We start from the raw sequence: 3327 nt of genomic DNA, 5'->3' as shown, positions 1-3327 counted from the left end.
CCCAGGCGCCCGACGCGGCGTTGGCGAGCTTGCGCCCGGCGTTCTGTGAGTCGGCGAACCGAAGCTGTTCGGACCCTGCGGATTGGCGCGGCGGCGGCCTCGCCCATATGCTCGGGGACACCGACCAGGAGATGCGCCCATGAGCTGGAACCCCGCCCTCGATCCCGACTGCCCCACCGGCGACGCCGTGGACGCCATCGAGACCGTCATCGTCCCGCGCGCCCGCGACCTCGGCGACTTCGAGGTGCGCCGCGCGCTGCCCGCGCCCAGGCGGCAGATGGTCGGGCCCTTCATCTTCTTCGACCAGATGGGACCGGCCGAGTTCATCACCGGGCGCGGCGTCGACATCCGGCCGCATCCGCATATCGGGCTCGCGACCGTGACCTACCTCTACGAGGGCCGCTTCCACCACCGCGACAGCCTCGGGACCGACCAGTGGATCGAGCCCGGCGCGGTGAACCTGATGACGGCGGGTCACGGGATCACCCATTCCGAGCGGATCGACGGCGAGATGCTGGCCGCGCCCTACCGGCTCTCGGGCATCCAGACCTGGCTCGCGTTGCCCGCCGGGGCTGAGGATGGCGCGCCGGACTTCGTCCATGCCGGGCGCGACGCGCTGCCGATGCTCGAGGGCGAGGGCAAGCGCCTGCGCCTGATCCTCGGCACCGCCTATGGCGAGCGCGCGCCGGTGCCCGTGGCCTCGGGCATGTTCTACATCGACGCCGTGCTCGAGCCGGGCGCGAAGCTGCCGCTTCCGGACGACCACGAGGACCGGGGCGCCTACGTGGTGCAGGGTGCCGTGAAGATCGCGGGCGAGCGGTTCGAGGCGGGCCGGATGATGGTCTTCCGCCCGGGCGACCGCGTCTCGATGACGGCGGGGCCGGACGGGGCGCGGGTGATGCTCCTCGGCGGCGACACGCTGGAGGGGCCGCGCTACATCTGGTGGAACTTCGTCGCCTCCACGAAGGAGCGGATCGAGGCCGCCAAGGAGGCCTGGCGCGAGGGCGACTGGCAGCACGGCCGCTTCCGCCTGCCGCCGACCGACGACGCCGAGTTCATCCCGCTGCCCGAGCGGTGACGGGCGCCCCGCGCCGTGCTAGCCTCGGCCCTGCGTTCGAACGGAGGGTTCGGGGATGCGCTGGTCGGCGGGTTTCGGCATCGTCGCGCTTCTGGCGGGGCTCGGGCCCGCCTTCGCCTTCGACCCCGCCCGCTGCTCCGAGGTGCTGCGCGCCGAGGGGCTCGACCCCGCCGCCATGCCGACCCTGCCGGTGCGCCTCGCCGCCGAGCCGGGGCTGTTCGGAGGCGCGATCGGCTGCCAGCTGTCGCGCCGGGCGGACGGGGGCGTGGACCTCATGGCCTACGAGTTCGTGCCGAACGAGGGGCACATGGTCTCGGTCAACTACCTGACGAGCGGCGTGGTCCTGATGCTCCAGACGGCCGAGGGCGAGCCGGTGGGACGCATCCTGATGTGCCGCCCCGGTCCGCCGGGGGTGCAATGCCACGCCGACCTCTTCGTCGACGGAACGCTCACCTTCGAGCTCGGCATGGGCGCGGGCGCGGCGGACGAGGTGATGGGCCTCTGGGCCGACGTGCCGGCGATGCTCGCCGGGGAAGCGGGTGTCCCCGTCCCGACGCGGGTGCGCGAGGTCACGCTGTCGCTGGCCGGACGGGCCGGGCCCTGGAGCCTCCGCGTGCTGAACCCGGCGGACGGGTCGTGGAGCCTGCCGGACGTGGCCGACGTGGTGACCCTCTTCCGCGCCGTGACCACGCCTCCGGAGGACGCGGCGCCGGGGCTGAAGCTCGACATCGCCTATGACAGCGCGACGGGACCGCATATCTACAGCTTCGAGCAGACCGGCGAGACGCTGCGCTTCATCCTCGACGCCGCCGTGATCGTCGGGACGGCCATCCGGGAGCAGGCCGCCTCGGTTCCGCCCAGCCAGGCCGCCAAGCCGTGACCCGTTGCGGCCGGACGCGGGCGGGGGCAGGGTGCCGACATGTCCCGAATGCCAACTATTCGCGCCGCCACGCCGACCGACCTGCCCGCCATCGCGCGCCTCCACGCGGCGAGCTGGCGGACATCCTATGACGCGATCCTGCCGCCCGACCGTCTCGGCGCGCCGCTCGACCGCTGGCTGGCCGAGAAGTGGCGTCCCGAGGCGGGAGCGGGGCGCAGGGTGCTGGTCGCGCATGGGGAGGACGGCGCGCTGGCGGGCTTCGCGGCGGTGCGTCCCGATGCGGGGGAGGGCGCGCTCCTCGACAACCTGCATGTCCGGCCGGACCTGAAGGGCAGGGGGATCGGGCGCGCGCTGACCGCCGCCGCGGCGGCCACGGTGTCGGGCGCGTTCCGCCTCGAGGTGCTGGCGGAGAACCATGCCGCGCGCGCCGTCTACCGCGCCTGGGGCGGGGCGGAGGGCCCGGTCTTCGAGGACGACATCCTCGGCGTTCCCGTGCCTGCGATCACGGTCTCCTGGCCGGACGCGGGCGCGCTCGCGCGCCGCCTCGCGGCGGGGGGCGGGACATGACGGACGCCTCCGGCCGCACGGGGCGCGCGATCCTCTTCATCCTCGTGGGAATGCTCTGCATCTCGATCAACGACATGCTGATCAAGCTCCTCTCCGGGGGCTATCCGCTGCACCAGATCGTCCTCTTCCGCTCGGTGATCGCGCTCGTCGCGGGCTTCGTCTTCCTGATGCTCGAGGGCGGGCCCACGCTCCTCAGGACCGACCGCCCCGTGCTCCACGCCGTGCGGGCCGGATTGATCGTGGCGGCGAACATGTTGTTCTTCCTCGCGATCTCGGCGATGCCGCTGGGCGCGGCGACGGCGCTCTTCTTCGTCGCGCCGCTCTTCATCACGCTGCTCGCGATCCCCGTGCTGGGCGAGCCGGTGGGGCGCAGGCGCCTTCTGGCGGTCGCGGTCGGCCTGCTCGGCGTCGGCGTCATGGTCGCGCCCGGCGTCGACTGGAGCGGCATCCCCCGCTGGAGCCTCGCGCTGCCGGTCGTCGCGGCGGCCTGCTACGCGGGAATGCAGGTCCTGACCCGCAAGCTCGGCGCGCGCTCGGCGGCGTCCGCCATGGCAATCTACATCCAGTGCGCCTTCATCGTGGTGAGCCTCGGCTTCTTCGCCGTCGCGGGCGATGGCCGCTTCGCCGCGGGCCGGGAGGACAGCCCCCTCGTCTTCCTCCTGCGCGCCTGGGTCTGGCCCGAGACGGACGACCTCTGGGTCTTCGCCGTGCTCGGCGTCATCTCGTCCTTCGTGGGCTACACGATCACGCAGGCCTACCGGCTGGGCACCGCCTCGGTCGTCGCCTCCTACGAATACGTGGC

At 73.1% G+C, this 3327-nt stretch carries 4 protein-coding genes; all 4 read left to right on the top strand.

Annotation, left to right across the window (positions count from 1 at the left end; all coding sequences use genetic code 11):
• The first annotated feature begins 139 nt into the window (after positions 1 to 139).
• The gene (locus ACTS11_RS04365) at positions 140 to 1078 is read left to right on the top strand and encodes a pirin family protein (protein WP_442639122.1); all 939 of its coding nucleotides are present in this window, start codon (positions 140 to 142) and stop codon (positions 1076 to 1078) included.
• Positions 1079 to 1133: 55 nt separating this feature from the next.
• The gene (locus ACTS11_RS04360) at positions 1134 to 1958 is read left to right on the top strand and encodes a hypothetical protein (protein ID WP_442639121.1); all 825 of its coding nucleotides are present in this window, start codon (positions 1134 to 1136) and stop codon (positions 1956 to 1958) included.
• Between the two features lie 48 nt (positions 1959 to 2006).
• Positions 2007 to 2525 carry a GNAT family N-acetyltransferase gene (locus tag ACTS11_RS04355; protein ID WP_442639120.1) on the top strand — a complete coding sequence of 173 codons (519 nt, stop codon included), beginning with the start codon at positions 2007 to 2009 and terminating at the stop codon, positions 2523 to 2525.
• The coding region (locus tag ACTS11_RS04350) for a DMT family transporter (protein ID WP_442639119.1) at positions 2522 to 3327 on the top strand (806 nt) is incomplete at its 3' end. The genes ACTS11_RS04355 and ACTS11_RS04350, both read left to right, overlap by 4 nt.

Origin of the sequence: Roseicyclus sp. (genome assembly GCF_052168335.1) — a bacterium.
Classification (GTDB): Bacteria; Pseudomonadota; Alphaproteobacteria; order Rhodobacterales; family Rhodobacteraceae; genus Roseibacterium.
This window is presented reverse-complemented; position numbering and strand designations above follow the sequence as displayed.

What these genes read in the sequence shown, in the direction of transcription:
- ACTS11_RS04365 (WP_442639122.1), top strand. Translation starts at nt 140, where the DNA reads ATGAGCTGGAACCCCGCCCTCGATCCCGACTGCCCCACCGGCGACGCC.
- ACTS11_RS04360 (WP_442639121.1), top strand. Translation starts at nt 1,134, where the DNA reads ATGCGCTGGTCGGCGGGTTTCGGCATCGTCGCGCTTCTGGCGGGGCTC.
- ACTS11_RS04355 (WP_442639120.1), top strand. Translation starts at nt 2,007, where the DNA reads ATGCCAACTATTCGCGCCGCCACGCCGACCGACCTGCCCGCCATCGCG.